Annotated in this window: 13 protein-coding genes, 1 tRNA gene and 1 pseudogene; 6 read left to right on the top strand and 9 right to left on the bottom strand. The window is 59.6% G+C overall.

All coding sequences use genetic code 11. The features are described 5' to 3' along the window. Window positions 1-11: 11 nt before the first annotated feature. Window positions 12-851, top strand: a pseudogene (locus tag ACO0LO_RS22460) (crotonase/enoyl-CoA hydratase family protein); the annotation flags it as partial. Window positions 852-1047: 196 nt separating this feature from the next. Here ACO0LO_RS22460 and pdeR read toward each other — a convergent pair. Then, on the bottom strand, window positions 1048-3042 hold the full coding sequence (pdeR, locus tag ACO0LO_RS22455; protein ID WP_422967577.1) for a cyclic di-GMP phosphodiesterase: 1995 nt from the start codon (window positions 3040-3042) through the stop codon (window positions 1048-1050). 553 nt (window positions 3043-3595) lie between these two features. On the opposite strand from pdeR, the gene ACO0LO_RS22450 reads away from it, so the two are divergent. Continuing rightward, window positions 3596-4066: a DUF1348 family protein gene (locus ACO0LO_RS22450; protein ID WP_422967575.1), complete on the top strand. Its 471-nt coding sequence runs from the start codon at window positions 3596-3598 to the stop codon at window positions 4064-4066. Window positions 4067-4126: 60 nt separating this feature from the next. Continuing rightward, window positions 4127-4681: a TetR/AcrR family transcriptional regulator gene (locus tag ACO0LO_RS22445; RefSeq protein ID WP_422967573.1), complete on the top strand. Its 555-nt coding sequence runs from the start codon at window positions 4127-4129 to the stop codon at window positions 4679-4681. Window positions 4682-4712: 31 nt separating this feature from the next. Here the strand turns inward: ACO0LO_RS22445 and ACO0LO_RS22440 are convergent. The 7 genes from ACO0LO_RS22440 to fdnG form a co-directional block, all read right to left on the bottom strand. Beyond that, a tRNA-Sec gene (locus ACO0LO_RS22440) sits at window positions 4713-4805 on the bottom strand. A 58-nt stretch (window positions 4806-4863) separates the two neighbouring features. Further along, entirely contained in the window at window positions 4864-6795 is a 1932-nt protein-coding gene (selB, locus tag ACO0LO_RS22435) for a selenocysteine-specific translation elongation factor (RefSeq protein ID WP_422967571.1), read from the bottom strand. Between the two features lie 13 nt (window positions 6796-6808). Further along, entirely contained in the window at window positions 6809-8260 is a 1452-nt protein-coding gene (selA, locus tag ACO0LO_RS22430; RefSeq protein WP_422967569.1) for an L-seryl-tRNA(Sec) selenium transferase, read from the bottom strand. Beyond that, window positions 8257-9321 carry a formate dehydrogenase accessory protein FdhE gene (fdhE, locus tag ACO0LO_RS22425; protein WP_422967567.1) on the bottom strand — a complete coding sequence of 355 codons (1065 nt, stop codon included), beginning with the start codon at window positions 9319-9321 and terminating at the stop codon, window positions 8257-8259. The genes selA and fdhE overlap by 4 nt, the downstream gene beginning before the upstream one ends. A 173-nt stretch (window positions 9322-9494) precedes the next feature. Next, a complete protein-coding gene (locus ACO0LO_RS22420; protein ID WP_422967565.1) occupies window positions 9495-10142 on the bottom strand; it encodes a formate dehydrogenase subunit gamma in 648 nt (215 codons plus the stop codon). Then, window positions 10129-11052: a formate dehydrogenase subunit beta gene (gene fdxH / locus ACO0LO_RS22415; protein ID WP_422967564.1), complete on the bottom strand. Its 924-nt coding sequence runs from the start codon at window positions 11050-11052 to the stop codon at window positions 10129-10131. The genes ACO0LO_RS22420 and fdxH overlap by 14 nt, the downstream gene beginning before the upstream one ends. Window positions 11053-11085: 33 nt before the next feature. Beyond that, window positions 11086-14157, bottom strand: coding sequence for a formate dehydrogenase-N subunit alpha (fdnG, locus tag ACO0LO_RS22410; RefSeq protein WP_422967562.1), 3072 nt, complete (start codon window positions 14155-14157; stop codon window positions 11086-11088). 363 nt (window positions 14158-14520) lie between these two features. On the opposite strand from fdnG, the gene ACO0LO_RS22405 reads away from it, so the two are divergent. Both ACO0LO_RS22405 and ACO0LO_RS22400 read left to right on the top strand, forming a co-directional pair. Next, window positions 14521-16113 carry a methyl-accepting chemotaxis protein gene (locus ACO0LO_RS22405; RefSeq protein ID WP_422967561.1) on the top strand — a complete coding sequence of 531 codons (1593 nt, stop codon included), beginning with the start codon at window positions 14521-14523 and terminating at the stop codon, window positions 16111-16113. 131 nt (window positions 16114-16244) lie between these two features. Further along, complete coding sequence (locus ACO0LO_RS22400; protein ID WP_422967559.1) at window positions 16245-16853, top strand: hypothetical protein; 609 nt, start codon at window positions 16245-16247, stop codon at window positions 16851-16853. On the opposite strand, the gene ACO0LO_RS22395 is transcribed toward ACO0LO_RS22400, so the two are convergent. After that, a complete protein-coding gene (locus ACO0LO_RS22395; protein ID WP_422967558.1) occupies window positions 16850-17137 on the bottom strand; it encodes a hypothetical protein in 288 nt (95 codons plus the stop codon). The genes ACO0LO_RS22400 and ACO0LO_RS22395 overlap by 4 nt on opposite strands. Before the next feature lie 161 nt (window positions 17138-17298). Here ACO0LO_RS22395 and ACO0LO_RS22390 point away from each other — a divergent pair, with 161 nt between their 5' ends. Beyond that, window positions 17299-19668, top strand: a complete 2370-nt coding sequence (locus tag ACO0LO_RS22390) for a DNA polymerase II (RefSeq protein ID WP_422967556.1) — start codon at window positions 17299-17301, stop codon at window positions 19666-19668. Window positions 19669-19807: the final 139 nt, after the last annotated feature.

Raw genomic sequence — 19807 nt, 5'->3', positions numbered from 1 at the left:
GGAAGACTAAAATGGATTTTAAAAACCACCCCGATTGCCGTCCCTTCACTGAAGCCGGAACCCTGTCCCAGGTCACTGCCTGGTACGAACAAGGCCGCAATGTACTGTGGGTCATGCTGCACGGCCATCCACGCCCATGCTTCAATCCGGAACTGTTGCGGGATATACGCCTGTTGCGCACGGCAGCCAAGGAATGCGGACTGCCTATCGATTTCTGGGTCACCGGTTCCAGCGTGCCGCAGATTTTTAATGTGGGCGGGGACTTGTCTTACTTTGCCAAACACATCCGCGCCGGCGAACTCGATGCCTTGCGCAGCTATGCGCACGATTGTGTAGATGCGGTCTATGCCGCCACTGTCGGTTTCGATATCGGCGCCATTTCCATTGCGATGATAGAAGGTACGGCCATGGGCGGCGGCTATGAGGCAGCGCTGGCGCATGAATACGTCGTCGCACAGAAAGAAGCAAAGATGGGTTTCCCGGAAATCGCTTTCAACCTGTATCCCGGCATGGGCGCCTATTCGCTGGTCACGCGCAAGGCCAACCGCGCACTGGCGGAAGAGCTGATCAGCAAGGGCGAAGCGCATACGGCGGAATGGTACAAGGAACGGGGCCTGGTGGACCGCGTGTTTGAACAGGGCGACGCACAGAAATCAGTGCGCACGCTGATTGACGAAATTCGTCCGAAAATCAACGGCATACGCGCAATGCTGCGCACGCGCCGCCGCGTGCTGCCGGTCGACAAAGCTGAATTGCTCGCCATTACCGAAGACTGGGCGCAATCTGCTTTCAAGCTGGAAGAAAAGGATCTGGCGTATATGGAGCGCCTGGTCATGCTGCAAAACCGCCGCACGGGCGCAGTGGGCAACACTGCTGCAGCAGTTGCTGCCGCAGCCTTGGCCGTTCCTGCAAGCGCGTCTGCAACCGTCCTTGCTGCCGATCAGGCCGGGCTAGTCGTGGAAGAATCGCTGCTGGTTGCTGCCTAAGACTTGTCGGTCATGTCCCCGGCAGCCAGGCTACCGGGGCATTTATCGCATTACCGCACTATCAGGCGACCGACTTCAGCTGCCTGAACTGCTTGAACCACTCCTCAAATTCCGCGACGGGCATGGGCCTGGCAAACAGGAAGCCCTGTGCCAGATCCACGCCTATGCTGCGCAGGAATTCTGCCTGGTCCTGGGTTTCCACCCCTTCCGCAACGATCTTCAGCTGCAGCTCCTGGGCCACTGCCACCATGGAGCGCAGCAGCCTTTGCGCGCGCACATCGTCGTGGATGGAACTGATGAAGCTGCGGTCCAGCTTCAGCACGTCCAGCGGCAGCCGCGACAGTTGCGACAGCGATGAGTAGCCGGTGCCGAAATCGTCCAGGTGCACCTCGGCGCCCAGTTCCTTGAACTGGCTGATCAGCTTCAGCGCCAGGGTTTCGTCTTCTATCAGGCAGCTTTCCGTCAGTTCCAGGTCCATGATGGAAGGGTAGATGTCGGCCGCCAGGATCGCCATCTTGAAATCCTCGACCAGCTTGGGATGGCGGAACTGGCGCGCGGACAGGTTGATGGCGACGCGCAGGTTGTAATCCTGCTTTTTCCAGATGCCGGCCTGACGGGCCGCGGTTTCCATGACCCACTTGCCGATAGGCGTGATAAGGCCGGACTCTTCCGCGTAGGGAATGAAGTTCATCGGCTGTATCAGGCCGCGCTCGGGCGAGTTCCAGCGTATCAGCGCTTCCACGCTTTCCACCCGGCCGGTTACCAGCGACTGCTTCGCCTGGTAATACAGCTCAAACTGGTTTTCTTCCAGTGCTTTGCGGATATTGGTATCCAGCCATACATATTCGCTGACCTGCCTGTCCATCTGCCGCGTGAATACGCGGTGGGTATTGCGGCCGGCGTCCTTGGCCGCATACATGGCCATGTCGGCATTGCGTATCAGTTCTTCCATCGACCTGCCGTGTTCCGGGAAGACCGCAATGCCGATGGAGCAACTGGAATAGATCTCTGCGCGATTCAGGTTGAACGGCACTTTCATGCGCTCGTGGATGCGCTCCGCGATGGCTTCGGCGGCGCGCTGGCCCGCTTCCGGGATCAGGATCAGGAATTCATCGCCGCCCAGCCGGGCAATCAGGTTGCCTTCGCGCAGGCAGGTCTGCACTGCTGACGCCGCTGCCTGGATCAGGCAATCGCCCAGCACGTGGCCGTAGTGATCATTGACCTTCTTGAAATTATCCAGGTCCAGGAACAGCAGGCTGAAGGACGGCGCATCGGGCGCCGTGACCGCGCTGGTGATCAATTCCTGTATTGCGTGGCGATTCAGCAGGCCGGTGAGCGTATCTTTGGTCGCCAGTTCCATCAGCCGCTCCTTGGCGCGGCGCTCTTCCGTGATGTCGGTGCCGGAGCAGACCAGAAAGCTCTCATGCTCGCCGCTGCCGCTTTCCACCAGCTTGTTACGCCAGATAACACGGCGTATGCCGAATTTGCTTTGCACCGGGCGCTCCACCTCATACGAGGTCCTGGTGGCAAAAAAATCGCGGATGTTGGCGCGGGCCGAATCATGCTCATCAACAGGCATGAACAGGTCGTGCGCGTTCAGGCCCAGCAAGTGTTCTTCCTTGAAGCCTGTCAGCTCTTCGCACAGGCGGTTGAAGCGCTTGATCTTGCCCTGGCTGTCGAGAATCACCACCAGCGAATTCACTTCCGACACCACTTGTTCGGCAAACATCAGCCCATGTTCCAGATTGCGCGCGACACTTTCCGTGTCGTGGTAATCCGCTGCGGTGCCGGCCCAGTTGTTTTTGTCTGTTTTCTTGCCGACCAGGTGCAGCTTGACGTCGTCGTTGAAAATTTTCAGCATGAAAGTGAGATGAGAAGTGATGCCGGTTAGTTTGCGGATGGAATTTGCCTGTTCGGTCGTGACAGCGATTGCCACAGAAGTAACCTCACCGTCGCCGGACAAATGTAGAGCGTCGCTGTCGTCCCGGAAATGCCAGAGCGGACTTCGGGTACCGAAGTGCTTGAACAGTGCGCTTTCCATATCCTTTTTTTTCATTCCCAACCTTTGCGGCCGTCTGGGACGGCATTTTTATCTGAATCCGAAATTTACACCATTGGGCTCTGCAGACCAAACAGGTTCAGCAAATTAATGAATAAACCGGGGTTCAGGCTGGCTTCTCGCTTGCTCAGAGGCCAGGCAAATTCTATCGACATATTGGTAACGGTTAAAATAATTGAAAATCAATGACTTGTGTGAAACATTTCATTCATTTACTCATATAAGGCCACAAAAATTATTGCAAGGTGTAACTAAAACCTCGCTAAACCGTATTTTTCTTTTAAAAATTGTAATTTTGAGAATATTTTCGGTATCGGTCTCCCCGGGTTTCAGTATGACCCTGTGCGTCCTTATTGGCGAGTGCCAGCGGCTGAAGTGTGCGTCGGATATAAAAAATCATCTGTCGGTACCGGGCAAAACGGAATGGCAAAAAACTTTTTATCGCGCATTTGCAATCATTCGGTTTATCGCCTACACTGCGTTTGTACTGATTGGTAAACAGTTTTCCGATAGGTACAATATTTCTCTTTGACCAGATAAGGTGCCTCAAATGACAACTCGCCCACCCCTACCTCCATTTACCCGTGAAACCGCAATCCAGAAAGTACGTGCCGCCGAAGACGGCTGGAATTCCCGTAATCCGGAAAAAGTATCGCTGGCCTATACCGAAGACAGCTGGTGGCGTAACCGCGCCGACTTCGTCCAGGGCCGCGCTGCCATCGTCAGCTTCCTCAGCCGCAAATGGGTACGCGAGCAGGATTACCGGCTGATCAAGGAACTATGGGCGCATGACGGTAACCGCATCGCCGTGCGTTTTGCCTACGAATGGCATGACGATTCCGGCAACTGGTTCCGTTCCTACGGCAACGAAAACTGGGCGTTCGACGAATCCGGCCTGATGCGTACGCGGCATGCATGCATCAATGACCTGCCGATCAAGGAGTCGGACAGGAAGTTTCATTGGGATACCAGCGGCCCGCGTCCCGCAGACCATCCCAGCCTGACCGAGCTTGGACTCTAGCAAGCCGCAATTTACAATGGCGTTTTAAATGCACACCTTATTTAACGCAGGACCTGCTCCATGGCAAAACTGATCGCGGAACGCGCCGACGTCATACCGCAGCTGGCGGAAATCTTCAGAACCTATGGTTTTGAAGGCGCCAGCCTGGCGCGCATTACCGAAGGCACCAAGCTGGGCAAGGGCAGCATCTATCATTTTTTTCCCGGTGGCAAAGAAGAAATGGCGGCGGCCGTGCTGAGCGAGATAGACGGCTGGTTCAGTGTCAATGCCTTCCTTCCCTTGAGGGAGGAAGCGTTGGCCGCGCAGGGAATCAGCCGCATGTTCGATGAGGTGCAGCGCTATTTCCTGTCCGGCCGCAAGGTTTGCCTGGTGGGTGTCTTTGCGTTGGGGAACGAGAGGGACCGCTTCGGCGCTGCCGTAAAAGCCTATTTCAAGGAGTGGGTGGAGGCGCTGACGGCGGCGCTGGTGCGCAATGGGAGGGACGCCGCCAGCGCGACGGACCTGGCCGAGGAAGTGGTGGCCGGCATCCAGGGTGGCCTGGTGCTGGCGCGGGCGTTGAACCAGCCCAAGGTGTTCGTTCGCATGCTGGACCGCCTGAAACTGCGATGCGCCTAGTCGGGGATGAGTGGGTGCCTCAGGAAGAGGGCGGAAGACAGTAAGAGTCGAACTTACGAGGGAATGATCGACATCCCCTGACGGGTTTGAAGCCCGCCCGTGCCACCGGACACGTGTGCCTTCCATTTTGATGTAGCGCTTAAAAATTTCGCTGCGGCCGGCCTTGTGCCGCATTTTCCGGTCTAGACATCTGCCTGCCACTGGCTGTCGGCCCGCACAATATGGGTATCCCGCAGCCGCCGAGTATAGCCGACGCGGTCGAAGAACTCCAACAGTTGCACGGCGCGTTTTCGCCCCAGCCCGGTGGCGTCGCGGAAGCCGGCGGCATCGATTGCTGCGTTGCCCGGCGTTTGTTCTGCCGCGATGTCTTTGATCAATTGTGATAACTCTGCAACCCGCTGCGGGTGATAGAACAGGTCCCGCACAATCTGGTAAGCCTGCGCGCGCATTGCCAGCTTGCGCAGCAGTTCGCGCACCGCAGTCTCCGGCACGCCGTGTTCGCGCGCCAGGTCGCGCACCCACGGCGGGTCATATTGCGCCGCCAGCAGCGAAGCCAGCAGTTTATCCGCCAGCGCCTGTTCCTGCGGTTGCAGATCGGTTGCGTGTTCGGGCAGCCTCAGCCACGGACCTTGCTGCACCAGTGCACCGGAAACGCATAATGCCTGTACCAGGTAGCGCCACAAGGCATCATCGAGATCAGGCTCCACGATGCGCCGCAGCCGCGCAATCTGCGGCCCGATCTCATCCGGGAACTGAGCGTGGAATAGGCGCAAGCTTTCTACTGTGCGGCTCGCCAGTGCATCCAGCGCCGTCTGGGAAATGAGAATCGCATCATCGCCGCGCAGCCTGACCTCGGTTACGTCCTTCATCGCGCCCAGCCGTTCCGTGGGCAGGTGCGACAGGCGCGCCAGCAAAGAACGCTGCAAACCCAGCAGACTATGCTGCAGCAGCAAGGCTGTGTCATTGGTGTCGACATAGAGCGACAATGCGTCCAGCCAGGATTTACGCGCGGCAGTACGCCGTTTGCGCTCCGGGCCGAAAGGGTCAAGTACCTGGCCGCCGCCGATGGACCGCGTGGCCTGGGCGTTGCGCAGCAAGAAACGGTCACCCGGCACTGCATGTACCGGAGCCTCAAACACCAGTTGCGCGCGGGCATGCTGTCCCGGCGCGATAATGTCGCCGCCGTCGCTATCCAGCATCAGTACGTGCGCAATGCGGTGCGCTGCGCCCAGGTGCACATGCACTTGCGACCAGGGTTTCAGCGTCAGCCCGGCCTCGGCCAGCAGATGCAGGTCCACGTCCAGCCGTACGGAGCATTGCGCCATCGCGGGCGCCAGCACCCAGTCTCCGCGCGAAATACGCTCCTTGTCTGCGCCGGCAATATTCAGCGCCAGCCGCTGTCCCGCATGGCCGCTATCGGCGGCGCGGTTTTGTGCGTGGATGCTGCGCACCCGCACGGTATCGCCTGAAGGCGCCAGTTGCAGCGTATCGCCGATAGCAACCGAGCCCGCCAGCGCGGTGCCGGCGATGATCGTGCCCTGGCCGCTCAGGGTGAATACACGGTCTATCGCCAGCCGGAACAGGCGCTGTTCGTGTTGCTGCGGTATCGCCCGCGCCACATCGGCAAGATGCTGCTTGAGTGCGCTAACGCCGGCGTCGCCTGGCATGCCTGCCTGGGTGCGGAAAATTTTCGCTCCGGCAAACACCGTGGCTTCCAGCAGCGATGAAACAGCGGATTCGACTTCGGCAATGCGTTGCGCATCGGCGCGGTCGATTTTGGTCAGCGCCACCACGCCGTGGCGTATTCCCAGCATTTCCAGTATCGCCAGGTGTTCGCGGGTTTGCGGCATGATGCCGTCGTCGGCAGCCACCACCAGCAACGCATAGTCGATGCCGCTGGCGCCGGCAGCCATGGTGTGGATCAGTTTTTCATGGCCGGGCACGTCGATCAGGCCCAGCACGTCGCCATTCGGTAGCGGCGTATAGGCGTAGCCTAATTCTATCGAGATGCCGCGCGCCTTTTCTTCCTTCAGGCGGTCGGTATCGACGCCGGTCAGCGCGCGCGTCAGCGTAGTCTTGCCATGGTCGATGTGGCCCGCAGTGCCGACGATCATCAGAAGCCGATCCTCATTGCGCTTCTCCGCGCAGCAAGTTCAGCTGCTGCAGAAATTCCTGCTGCTGTCCGTGTTCCAGGCAGCGCAAATCGAGCCATAGCGTATCCTGCGCTATCCTGCCCAGTACCGGGCGCGGTAATTCGCGCAATGCTTTTTCCAGTTTGCCGAGCGCATTGCTTTGCCGCTGCTCCGGGTTGGCGCGTATGGCCAGTCCGTAGCTGGGCAACTGGTCCACCGGCAGTGCGCCGCTGCCGATCTGGCTCAGCATTGCTTGTGTGCCGACCAGGTAAGCGCCGCCAAGCACACCCTGCAAGGGGGACGCGATTTCCTCCGCCTGCCTTTGCATCGCCTCTCTGGGCCGGGTCAGCAGGCGTAGTGTCGTCAGCCTGTCGCGCAGCAATTCCGGTGCGCGATACAGCGCCAGCACCGGCTCCAGTGCCGCCAGCGTCAGCTTGCCTACGCGCAGCGCCCGCTTCAGCGGGTTGCGCTTGATCCTGGCGATCAGGTCGGCGCGGCCGACAATGATGCCTGCCTGCGGTCCGCCCAATAATTTGTCTCCGCTGAAGGTGACAAGGTCGGCGCCGGCGGCGACGGTTTCGCGGACGGTCGGTTCGCGCGGCAAGCCGTATTCAGACAGGTCCACCAGCGTGCCGCTGCCCAGGTCCACCGCGGTAGGAATGCCGCGCTCGCGCCCCAGTGCGACAATCTGCTCCAGGTCTACGCTCTTGGTAAAGCCGCTGATCGCGTAATTGCTGCAATGGACCTTCATCATCAGCACCGTATGCGGGTTGACGGCATTTGCATAGTCGGCTGCGTGGGTGCGGTTGGTAGTGCCTATCTCGCGCAGCTTTGCCCCCGCGCGCAGCATGATATCGGGAATGCGGAAGGCGCCGCCTATCTCCACCAGTTCGCCGCGCGATACGATCACTTCGCTGACGTCGCGTTCCGGCGCCAGCGTGCTTAGCAGCAGCAGTACCGCTGCCGCATTGTTGTTGACCACAGTCGCGGCTTCGGCGCCGGTCAGTTCACACAGCAGATTTTCGACGAGGTCGTCACGGTCGCCGCGCTTGCCGGTCTCCAGGTCAAATTCCAGGTTCATCGGTGAGGTCATTGCCCGCATGACTGCCTGTACCGCAACGTCGGGCAGCAGCGCACGGCCCAGGTTGGTGTGCAGTACGGTGCCGGTCAGGTTGAACACGCATTTCAGCGGCGATACGTCTGCGTCCGCCAGCCGGCTGGCCGCTGCGGCGGTGAGGGCGGGAATATCATCCGTTGCCACTTTCGGCACGGCGCCGCCCAGTGCATCGGCGCGCAGTTCCGCCAGCAGCTTGCGTAGCTCTGCCAGCACGCGGCTATGACCGTATTTTTCCACCAGGTTTCGCCCGGATGCCGAGCCCAGTATCTTATCCACGGAGGGCAAATTCACCGTTCTCACCACAGGGTTTTCAGGCGTCGGCTCCATCATTCCGGGGCTGACTCTGAAGCTGATTCTGGCGTTGATTCTGGCGCTGATTCTGGTGCTATATCGCCGAACCACAGCAACGGATTGATGCTGGCGCGCGAGTAGCCGGCTTCGCTGACCAGCACGTCCAGCGTCAGGCTGGCGAGGTCGTCCGCCAGCGGTTCGACGTCATAATCATGCTCTTGGTTGAAAATCTTGTGGTAGCCGTGGCAGTCGTCGCAGGTCTCCGCGCGCGCAAATTTGCGCGGGTCGTTGGCTTTGTTGACAGGGGCGGCAACGGCATCATCGGCATCCAGCGAACCCAGCCCCTGGTAGGCGATCTTGCCGTTCTGTTCGCAGCATGAACATTTGACGCGCACCATGTGCCATTCGCTGGAACACAGGCCGCATTGCAGGTAACGGTAGCCCTGCGACTGGCCGCCTATGCGGATGACGCTGGCCACCGGGTGAGAACCGCACACCGGGCACAAAGTGCCGGTTTCCAGCACCGGCACCAGCTGCGGGGGCAGGCGGCTGGCATGGTAGGTCCACAACACCTGCAGCGCGGCGGCGATGAAAGGCGCCTGCGCGGCATTCAGGCCATCGATGCGCTGTGCGATCACGGCGTCCGCCAGTTCTTCCACAGCGTCGGCATCCAGCACACGCAAACCGGCAATCACTGCAGCCAGTTCTACTTGCTTTTCCGCAACAATATCCAGTTTGTCGAGCAGGGTGGCCAGTATGCCGCGCCAGGCCGGGCTGCGCGGCGCAAAGGCCGCCAGCGGCGGCATTGCATGCTGTTGCGCCAGTTCCATGGCGGCATGATCGGGCAGCGCAATGCCGGAGGCATCCAGCGCCGCCAGCGTTTCGGCTTGTGCGGCGACAACTTCCATCATCAACGTCAGGTAGCCGCTCAGGGCCGGGTTGACTGGTATGCCGGGTACTTCGCCCGCAGCAAGCCTGCGCAGACGCGCAGCGCGCGGACTGAATACGCTGCCTGCATCTGGCGGAGGCAGCCTCAGCCGGGGGAAGGCCGTATGGTCCAGGGATTCGATTTCGCCGCGTTCGAGTATGCGTTGTACCAAAAGGTTTCCTATTCCAAAACAATGCGGATACGCCGGTGCAGCCGGGAAGCGGCTGTGCAAATATTGTAATACGGTTTGCACCTGCGGCGGAGCAAACGGCCAGTAAAGAATCGGGTAAAAAAAAGCGGGCCGCCGGTTTGCCGGCAGTCCGCTTTTACCGCAAGTTGCTTCCGCTACTTCGCGCGTGCGCTTTTTACAATTTCCTCAAACCAGCGCTGGTGGTGTTTCCTTGCCCAGCCATAGCTGACCGTGCCGCGCACCATCGCGCCTATCGATCCCTTGACCCAGATGCCTGCATAGATGTGCACGATAATGCTGGTAATCAGCGTAAACGCGCACACGGCGTGCAGCAGTGCCGCCGCGCGGATTACCGGGATGGGGAAATACCATGAAAAATACGCGCGCCAGATCACGATGCCGGACAGCAGCAAACCCAGCATGCAGGCGATCAGCGTAAAGAACAGCAGTTTCTGGCCGGCATTATAGCGGCCTACCTTGGGCAATTTGTCTTCGCGGTTGTTGACCACATCGTCCATTTGCTTCAGCCACTGCACATCGCCCGGTTCGGGCAGATTGTGGTGCCAGAAGCGCAGCACCAGAATCGCAAACGACAAAAACATCACCAGGCCGATAAACGGGTGCAGGATGCGCGTCCATTGTCCGCCGCCGAGCAACTGGCTCAGCCAGAACATCGAAGGATGGAACATGGCCAGCCCCGATATCGCCAGCAGCACGAAGCAGATCGCCGTGATCCAGTGGTTGCTGCGCTCGTTGGGCGTGTAGCGCAGTATCACTGGGTTGTTGTGTTTATCCCGGTTCATTGTGGTTCTCCTTCAGATCGGCTGCCGCCTGCTTTGCCTCGCGTTCCTCTTCCTCGCTGACCTCGTTCGGTCCGACGCGGGTGTAGTGGAAGAAGCCTGCCAGCGCCGCTGCCGCCATGCCTGCAACGGCCAGCGGCTTGGTCCAGCCTTTCCAGAAGCTGACCATCAGGCTGATATGCGGATTGTTCGGCAACCTGTGGTAGATGGATGGCGTATCCGCATGGTGCAGCACATACATCACATGCGTGCCGCCGACCCCCGCCGGGTTGTACAGCCCCGCCTTGTCGAAGCCGCGCGATTTCAGGTCCACGATGCGCTCTTCCGCATGCTCTATCATGTCTTCCTTGGTGCCGAACACAATTGCGCCGGTAGGGCAGGTCTTGACACAGGCCGGCTCCTGGCCGACGGCCACGCGGTCCGAGCACAGCGTGCATTTGTAGGCGCGATTGTCCTGCTTGGAGATGCGCGGTACATCGAAGGGGCAGCCGGCAATGCAATAGCCGCAGCCTATGCAATGCTCTTCGTTGAAATCGACGATACCGTTGGTGTACTGCACGATGGCGCCCGGCGCCGGGCAGGCTTTCAGACAACCCGGATCTTCGCAATGCATACAGCCATCCTTGCGGATCAGCCATTCCAGGTCGCCATGCTGGTTTTCATGTTCGGTGAAACGCATCACCGTCCATGAATGCTCGGTCAGGTCGCGCGGATTGCTGTAAGTGCCGTCGGTGTCGCCGACCTCGTCGCGCAGGTCGTTCCATTCCATGCACGCGGTCTGGCAGGCCTTGCAGCCTATGCACTTGGTGACGTCGATCAGCTTTGCCACCGTGCCGGTCACAGGTTCGCGTATGGCCGGCTGCTGCACCGTCGTTGCCGACACGCGTTTGATATCGAGAGACTGGTATGCCATATATTTCTCCTTGTCTGATCAGCCTGGGCTGGCCTAGGCTTTTTCCACTTTCACCAGGAAGGACTTGAATTCCGGCGTATGGGAATTCGCGTCGCCTACTGCAGGTGTCAGCGTGTTGATCAGATAGCCCTTTTTGGCTAGTCCCGTAAAACCCCAGTGTAGGGGCAGGCCGACGGTCTGCACCTTCTTGCCCTCTATCATCAGCGGCTTGATGCGTTTGGTGACAAGCGCCTTGGCAATGATGTGCCCGCGTTTGGAGCTGACCTTGATCCTTTCGCCAGCCACGACGCCGACTTCTTTGGCCAAATCTTCGCCTATCTCCACAAACTGCTCCGGCTGTATGATGGAGTTCAGCTTCGCGTGCTTGGTCCAGAAGTGGAAATGCTCGGTCAGCCGGTAGCTGGTGGCCACATGCGGGAAATCTTCGTGCGTGCCGAACTGTGCCTTGTCGTCGGCAAACACGCGTGCTGCCGGGTTGCTGGTGGCGCGCGGGTTTTTCGGATGCAACGGGTTGTAACCTATCGGGTTCTCAAACGGTTCGTAATGCTCGGGGAACGGGCCTTCGTTCATCGCATTGCGCGCGAAGAAGCGGGCCACCCCCTCGGCCATCATGATGAAAGGCCCCATACCGTTTTCCGGAGGCTCGTCCACCTTGAAGTCCGGCACGTCCGCGCCGCCCCAGCTGCTGCCGTTCCAGGCAACCAACTTGCGGGTCGGGTCGAAAGGCTTGCCGGCCACGTTGCAGGACGCGCGGTTGTACAGCACGCGGCGGTTTGCCGGCCAGGCCCAGGCCCAGTTCAGCGTCTGGCCTATGCCGGTCGGGTCGCTGTTGTCGCGTCTGCCCATATTATTGCCGGCCTGCGTCCACGCGCCGCAGAATATCCAGCAGCCGCTGGCCGTGCTGCCGTCGTCGCGCAGCTGTGCAAACGACGCCAGCTGCTCGCCTTTTTTTGCCAGCTGTTTGGTAGCGTCCTTGGGGTCGAACAGGTCGGTCAGCGCCTTGCCGTTGTATTCCTTCGCCAGTTCTTCCGCGGTCGGGCTTTCCGGTTTGGAATACGGCCAGGTCAGATTCAGGATAGGGTCCGGAAACTTGCCGCCGTCTTTCTGGTACATCTTGCGCATGCGCAGGAAGATGCCGGACATGATCTCCAGGTCGCTGCGTGCCTCGCCCGGCGCCAGTGCGCCCTGCCAGTGCCATTGCAGCACGCGGGAAGAGCTGACCAGCGAGCCGTTCTCCTCGGCAAAGCAGGTCGTCGGCAGCCGGAACACCTCGGTCTGTATCTTGGAAGGGTCCACCACGTTGAATTCGCCGTGGTCTTTCCAGAACTCCGCCGTTTCTATCGCCAGCGGGTCCATGACCACCAGGAACTTCAGCTTGGATAAAGCCTCGGTGGTCTTCTGCTTGTTCGGTGCCGATGCCAGCACATTGAAGCCCTGCGCGATGTAGCCGTTCATTTTCCCCTGGTGCATCAGCTCCAGGCCCTGCATCAGGTCGTAGGATTTGTCCAGCTTGGGCAGGTAGTCGAAGGCCCAGTTATTGTCCGCCTTGGCTGCATCGCCCCACCAGGATTTCATGAAGCTGACATGGAATTTTTTGTAATTCTGCCAGTAGCTGAGCTGGTTGGGCCGCAGCGGCTTGCTGGCGCGCGCGGCGATGTAGGCGTCGAAATCCTGCTCGGTTTCCGACGGCAAGGTCATATAACCCGGCAGCAGGTTGGACATCAGTCCCAGGTCGGTCAGTCCCTGGATGTTGGAGTGCCCGCGCAGTGCATTCATGCCGCCGCCGGCGATGCCGATATTGCCCAGCAACAACTGCACCATCGCGCCAGTGCGGATGATCTGCGCACCGGTGCTGTGGTGGGTCCATCCCAGCGCATACAGGATGGTACCGGCGCGGCCCGGCACCGCGGTCGACGCCAGCATTTCCGCTACCTTGGTAAACTTCTCGGGCGGCACGCCGCAAACGCGGGACACCATGTCCATCGTGTAGCGCGAGTAGTGCGTCTTCATCAATTGATATACGCAGCGAGGATGCTGCAGCGTCGGATCTATCTTGGCATAGCCGTCCGCCCCCATCTCATAGTTCCACGAACTCTTGTCCGCATACTTCTCGGTTTTTTCGTCATAGCCGGAATACAGGCCGTCGTTCAGCGCAAAATCCTCGCGCACGATGAAAGGCATGTCCGTGTAATTCTTGACGTACTCGTGCTGTATCTTGTCGTTGGTCAGCAGGTAATTGATGATCGCGCCCAGGAACACGATGTCGGTGCCGGTACGGGTCGCCACATAATAATCGGCAACCGAAGCGGTACGCGTATACCTCGGGTCGACAACGATCAGCCTGGCCTTGTTATGCGCCTTGGCTTCCGTGACCCATTTAAATCCGCAAGGATGTGCTTCAGCGGCATTGCCGCCCATGACCAGGATGACATCGGCATTCTTGATATCTACCCAGTGATTCGTCATCGCTCCACGGCCAAACGTCGGGGCAAGACCTGCCACCGTCGGACCATGTCATACACGCGCCTGATTATCGAATGCCAGCATCCCCATGCTGCGGACTGTCTTGTGTGTCAGGTAGCCCACTTCATTGGTGGAGGCGGATGCCGCCAGCATGCCGGTGGACAGCCAGCGGTTGACGGTTTTGCCGTCGTCCGATTTTTCAATGAAGTTGGCGTCGCGGTCCGTCTTCATCAGCTTGGCGATGCGGTCCAATGCATCGTCCCACGAGATTTTCTGCCATTCGTTGCCGCCCGGCGCGCGGTATTCCGGCGCCAGCAGGCGGCTGGGGCTGTGGATGAAGTCGATCAGGCTGGCGCCCTTCGGGCACAGCGTGCCGCGGTTGACCGGATGATCTGCGTCGCCTTCAATATGGATGATGCTTGCGGTCGCGTTCTTGGCGCCATCGCCAAGTCCGTACATCAGGATGCCGCAGCCCACGGAACAGTAGGGGCAGGTGTTGCGGGTTTCGGTGGTGCGCGCGAGCTTGTACTGGCGCACCTCGGCAAGGGCCGCTATCGGTGCAAAACCGAGCAGGGCCAGGCTGGAGCCTGCAACCGTGGAACTGGTTACCTTGAGAAACTGGCGGCGTGACATTTGTATCATGCTGACCTCTCAGTGGCGGAACCTCGCCGGAGCGAAGCTGGGTGAGACTACAAGTAAGAAGAAGCTGAGAATAAGTATATGCCGCTTTGCAATCAATTGCTGAATTTGATGAGATTGCCGGTACGCAATGTCTGCTTGCACAAATGGCCGCTGCATTGCAGTACCGAACCCGGAGTAAATGCAGGTATCCGGCCGGAGGGAGGCGAAAGGCGCAACTCACGCAAGCGGTTACTACGGATTGACGAAATAGTTTTCTTGGGCAACACTTTGTTACATGGAGTATTATCAAGAAATTATCGTGCCATCTGCTCTGGATGGCGACAGGGCCTGTGAAGGTTTTGCAGTTGACGTAAGGTATGCAAAATGAACAAACTGCTTCCGCAAAAACGCCGCATCAGGCATTTTGCCGCCCGCTTCCGTGCAGCCGTGTCCGGCGATATCACCGTCGATACCAGCCAGGTCATCGATGTCGCCGGCAGGGCGACGCCGGTGTTGCGCCATGGGCAGGCCGTCGTCAATCTGGATTTTGCGCTGGTGGACGGCTTTGCGCGGCAGACCGGCGTTGCCGCCACCGTCTTCGTGAAGGATGGCGGCGACTTCATCCGCATTTCCACGTCGATCAAGAAAGAGAACGGCGAACGCGCCGTCGGCACGCCGCTGGACCGCGCGCATCCCGGCTACAAACGCCTGATCGCCGGCGAATCCTATATAGGCTACGCCACCTTGTTCGGCATCCAGTACATTACGCAGTATGACCCCATCCGCGACCGCGGCGGCAATATCATCGGCATACTGTTTGTCGGCATCAACGTCAGCGACCAGCGGCAGATGGGCATCAGCGCCAAGGTGTCGCTGCTCACTTTCTTGCTGGTCAGCCTCGTGCTGGCTGCCGTTATCTGGAGCCTGGGCTCGTCGGCGCAGGAGCTGGCGCCGCAGCGCGCGACGGAGCTGGCCGGCCTGCGCAACCGCTACCTGCTTATCGCCATCATCGCCGTCGGCGTGCTGTCCGTGCTGCTGAACATGCTGGTGCAGCGCATGGTCAGCCGGCCGCTGCAAGAGGCGATGAAAGGCGCGCAGAAGCTGGCCGCCGGCGACCTGACGATGCTGCTGCACATCGGCCGCCGCGATGAAATCGGCCAGCTGATGCAATCCATCAACGGCATCGGTACGGGCCTGGCGGGCGTGGTCGGCAGCGTGCGCGCCGGCACCGACCAGCTGGCGCTGGTGTCCCGCGAAATCGCCAGCGGCAATACCGACCTGTCATCCCGCACCGAATCGCAGGCCAGCTCGCTGGAAGAAACCGTATCGTCGATGGAACAGCTGACGTCCACGGTGCGGCAGAACGAAGTCAATGCGCAGCGCGCCAAGGAACTGGTCACCTCCGCGTCCGGCGTTGCCACACAGGGCCGGCATGTGGTGTCCCAGGTCGTGGACATGATGGGCAGCATCCAGCAAAGCTCACACCGCATAGGTGACATCATCGGCACCATAGAGGGCATCGCCTTCCAGACCAATATCCTGGCGCTGAACGCCGCCGTGGAAGCGGCGCGTGCCGGCGAGCAGGGCCGGGGCTTTGCGGTGGTGGCCACGGAAGTGCGCAGCCTGGCGCAGCGTTCTTCGGGCGCAGCCAAGGAAATCAAATCGCTGATCGACGATTCCGTCAACCAGGTCAACGCCGGCAACCAGCTGGTGGAGCAGGCAGGCAAGACCATGGGCGATATTGTCGCATCGGTACAGGACGTGGCTGACATCATGAACCGGATCGCTGCCGCCGGGCGCGACCAGAGCGAAGGCATAGGCGAAATCAACCAGGCCATTGCGCATATCGATGAAATGACGCAGCAGAATGCTGCGCTGGTGGAGCAGGCCGCTGCCGCCACGACCAGTCTGCACGAGCAGGCCGCCAAGCTGTCGCAGGTGGTGGGCGTGTTCAAGCTGGTACAGGCGGGGCGCTAAGGCCTTGAGGTGCAAAGCATGATATGCAGGCAAGCGCTCACTCAGCAATTACCCAAAAATTCACGGATATCGCAGACCTGAAAAAATTAGGCCAACTGGCTTCGCAATCCGAAAAACTGTCCGGATTGTTCTTGCCCAGCGTATCCGATGCCTACCTGGAAAGCCGCTTAAAGCTGATGATAGTCGGCAAGGAAACTCGCGCATGGACGGGCGGCCTGCATCGCGCCGCCGGTTTCCGCGATGAACAATCGTACGTCGAGTTCTCGATGCAAGCCCATGCGGACTTCCTGTTGATGCAGCCGCAAAAGCACAAATTTTTCCAGTTCTACCGGCAGGCGGTCAATGCTGTCGCAGTGACCGAGCCTGCTGCGGGCAACAATGCCGTGTGGGCCAACTTATTCTGCGTCAGCTCCAACGCCAATAGTCCTACGGATTTGCCGGCAGCGATATTCAGGGATATCCGTGACATGTCCCGGGCACTGCTGCTTGCGCAGGTGGATATCCTGAAACCGGATGCGATCCTGTTCGTTACCGGCCCCGGCTATGACCGCTACCTGAAAGAATTCTTCGCCATCACCGATGGCATCGTGCATGAACCCAGGGCATTGTGGTCGTTCCGGGCTAACGGCATCCCGGCTTTTCGCACCCATCACCCGCAGTGGGAAAAAGGCAGGCAATACCGGCTGCGGGCTTTGCAAGAGATATTGAAGCCGGCGCCCGCGCGCGTGTCTATTGGCTAGCGCCTGGGTAATGCAAACATCGCGTCTGCAAGCGCATCGGCAATGGCGGAAATCTCGTCATTGACTGCCAGCGAAGCCAGCAGCCTGGATACGGCACTGCGGTCCGGCCGCCCGGTTTGAAATTGCTCCTGCACCATGTCTATCACCTCATCCATGTCGTCCAGCGAGCAGGCATCCTGCGCCCGCTCACTGACGGCCACGCGCAGCCTGGCGAAAAGCGCCGCTACGTCGGTGTCATTTTTTCGTGTTTCTTCGGGAAGAAGGGGGTTGTCGCTGCCGGTCATATCATTCCATCTGGAGAGTCTGGGGCATCCACTACAATATCCACTATAGCGCAGCCTGCGCAAGTTTTCCAAAATCGAGGAATGCACATCCGCAGCCCCGCAGGGACGGACTTGGCCGATAATACGGATATTGCCCGAAAAGAGCCTTAGAGAGTCTTCACTTGAATCAGAATACCCGCCCGGCGTTCATCCTTACCCGCCACTGGCGCGATACCGCAGACGGAACCGAAATAGAATTTTGGGTAGCGACCGACGACGGCCCCCGGAACATACTGCTGCGGTCGCAGACGTCGGTCGCGTTTGCGGCTGCGGAGCATCGTGAACAGATAGAATCCCTGCTGGCCGGCGTGCCCGGCGCCAATGTCCAGCCGCTGGCGCTGAAGACCTTCAGGCAAGAGCCGGTAATCGGCATATATTGCAAACAATACAGGCAGATATCCCGGCTGGAAACGGCGCTGATGCAGCGCGGTATCCGGTTGCACGAAGCGGATATACGCCCGCATGAACGCTTCATGATGGAACGCTTCATCACCGCCTCGGTACAGATAGAAGGCGGCGACGAAAATGCCGCAACGATACTGGACTGCAAACTCAAGCCCGTCAGCAATTACCGCCCTGCGCTCAGCATGGTGTCCATCGATATCGAAACCAGCGCCCATGAAGACCTGTATTCCATTGCGGTAGAGGGCTGCGGAGACCGCAGGGTCTTCATGCTGGGCGCCGCGCCGGAAGAACAGCCGGGCTGCGATTTTGTGCTTGAATATTGCGAGTCGCAAAAGCAGATGCTGGAACGGCTCAACGACTGGTTCCGCACCTACGATCCTGATGTCATCATAGGCTGGAGCGTCGTACAGTTCGACCTGCGCGTGCTGCAGGCGCATGCAGAAAAATGGAAGGTTCCGCTGATCCTCGGCCGCGCCGGCAAAGCCATGGAATGGCGCCGCCATAGCGCAAAGAAGAGTCATTATTTCGCCTCCGCCGCCGGGCGCCTGATCATAGACGGTATTGAGGGCTTGAGAGCCGCGATGTGGAGCTTTCCTTCATTCAGCCTGGAAAACGTCGCGCAGACCATGCTGGGCGAGGGTAAGTCCATCGACAATCCCTATGACCGCATGGCTGAGATTGAACGCCGCTTCCACGAAGACAAGCCGGCGCTGGCAAGGTACAACCTCAAGGATTGCGAGCTGGTCACACGGATTTTTGCGAAGGCCGGCCTGCTGGAGTTTGCGATGGAACGTGCCAATGCCACCGGCTTGCAGGCAGACCACTTCGGCGGCTCCATCGCTTCGTTCAGCCACCTGTACCTGCCCCGCATGCACCGCGAAGGCTATGTGGCGCCCAACGTGGGGGAGATACCCGGCACCTCCTATCCGGGCGGTTTTGTGATGGAGTCGCAGCCCGGCCTCTACGATTCGGTGCTGGTGCTGGACTACAAGAGCCTGTATCCCTCCATCATCCGCACCTTCCTGATCGACCCCATAGGCCTGGTAGAAGGAAGCATTGCGCAAGATCCGGCAGACGCCGTGCCGGGGCCGAACGGCACGGTCTTTTCCCGTACGCGGCATTGCCTGCCGGAGATCGTCCGGCAGATCTGGCAGGGCCGCGACGCCGCCAAGCGCGACAAGAATGAATCGCTGTCGCAGGCGCTGAAGTTGCTGATGAACGCGCTGGCCGGCGTGCTCGGCGCATCGGAGTGCCGCTTCTTCAACCCGGACCTGGTATCGGCGATCACGCTGAACGGCCACCGCATCATGAAGCAGACCCGCATCCTGGTTGAGGAGGCCGGCTATGACGTCATCTACGGCGATACGGATTCCATCTTTGTGTGGCTGAAGCGGAGCCATAGCGAAGCCGAGGCACACGAGGTGGCCGACGAATTGGTCGGCAAGGTCAATCAATGGTGGAAGGAGCATCTGAAAGCGACGTCCGGGCTCGAATGCTGGCTGGAACTGGAATTCGATACGCACTACCAGAAATTTTTCATGCCGACGATCCGTGGTGAAGAGTACGGCAGCAAGAAGCGTTACGCCGGCCTGGTGGTCTCGCCGGATGGCGCCGAAGAAATCATCTACCGCGGGCTGGAAACCGTACGTAGCGACTGGACGCCGCTGGCCCAGCAGTTCCAGCAAGCGCTGCTGATGCGCGTCTTCAAGGGCGAGCCCTACCGGGAATTTGTGCTCGACTATGTCGGCAAGACGCTAAGCGGCGAATTCGACGAGCTGATGGTGTACCGCAAACGCCTGCGCCGCCAGCTGGACGGCTACCAATCCAATGTGCCGCCGCATGTGCGCGCCGCGCGCCTGGCGGATGAATACAATGAAAAGCACGACAGGCCCAAGCAGTACCAGAACGGCGGCTGGATCAATTACGTGATCAGCATCAACGGCCCTGCGCCCACGGAAATCGCCGGTGCGAAAATCGATTACCAGCACTACCTCAGCAAACAGCTGCAGCCTATCGCCGATGCCATACTGGCGCCGCTGCATGACAGTTTTGCCGGTATCACCAATGTACAGGGCAGCTTGTTTTAAAGCACCGGGATAGCCGTAGAACCGCTGACGAGTTGCTTGAGCCGTCTACAAAAGCAAGGGGCGTAGCCTGGATGGAGCGCAGCGCAATCCGGGAGCGCGCCACAGGCCGCGGGTAAACATCCCGGATTGCGCTGCGCTC

Origin of the sequence: Undibacterium sp. TJN25 (genome assembly GCF_049339885.1) — a bacterium.
Classification (GTDB): Bacteria; Pseudomonadota; Gammaproteobacteria; order Burkholderiales; family Burkholderiaceae_D; genus Undibacterium.
Note: the sequence above shows the minus strand (reverse complement) of the source record. Positions and strands in the feature narration are given on the sequence as shown.